1 protein-coding gene is annotated in these 880 nt (G+C 40.7%); it reads right to left on the bottom strand.

What is annotated here, in order from left to right; translation table 11 throughout:
- The coding region (locus tag SD31_RS14485) for a phage integrase N-terminal SAM-like domain-containing protein (protein WP_039054635.1) at positions 1 to 624 on the bottom strand (624 nt) is incomplete at its 3' end.
- Positions 625 to 880: the final 256 nt, after the last annotated feature.

Genomic DNA, 880 nt, shown 5'->3' with positions numbered 1-880 from the left:
GCACAGTTGCAGCATCAGCAAATGTTTTCGGTTTTGTACCACGTCGAATATCCGTTTTACTTCCTTTTGGCTCAACACCTTTGGCAAAGTTGATGGCTTCTTCGGCCGTGGGATTTCGGCAAAGAAGTCCGGTTTATGGAGCACCTGTTCAAAATAGAATTTGATGGCGTTGAGCCTGCTGTGCAGCTGGCTTTCCGAAATTTTCAATGTATTGATGCAATAAAGAATGTAAGCACGGAGACGGTCGTAGCCCAGCGAATCAACGGGCACATCTTTCAAAATATACAGTAGCTGTGCAAATTCGATCATGTATGTCTTTATGGTGGATGGACTATAGGCTTTCATCTGCAATACCTCTTTCATGCGTTGCAACTCCCGGGCATTTACGGGTGACAATTTGGACAACACCCCTTTGCCAACCGGTGGGATTTCCATCCCAAACAGTGTCCGGAAATGGGTGTTGTCCGGTACATACCAGCACTTTTCAGACCTGCTCCACCTACCTTTCAGCGATTTGACCAAATCAATCTTTGCCCGGTCGTATTTGAAATCCACCCAAATGACCGCCGAATCATTATGCCTACCTTCCCGGAAAGCAAAACCGGAAAAATCAATAGCTTTCATACTGCGCATTTTGTATTACCTAATAAAGCAAATCTAAGAAAGTTATAAGACAAAATTGCGCAAAATGGGATAAAATCAGCACAACCAATTAAAGTGACAGCCCCTTAACAAAACAAACTATTTAATGGCAAAAMCAGAGATATTGTTTATTTTTTTTAAAGAAGTATTTTATTGCTAATATTTAAAGAATTAGACTGCCAGACAATGAACAACACCAAGAAAAAAACAAACCATAACTAAAACAAGAAGATATGAA

The sequence above is a fragment of the Sphingobacterium sp. T2 genome (genome assembly GCF_000814685.1).
In the GTDB taxonomy this organism is placed as follows: domain Bacteria; phylum Bacteroidota; class Bacteroidia; order Sphingobacteriales; family Sphingobacteriaceae; genus Sphingobacterium; species Sphingobacterium thermophilum.
Note: the sequence above shows the minus strand (reverse complement) of the source record. Positions and strands in the feature narration are given on the sequence as shown.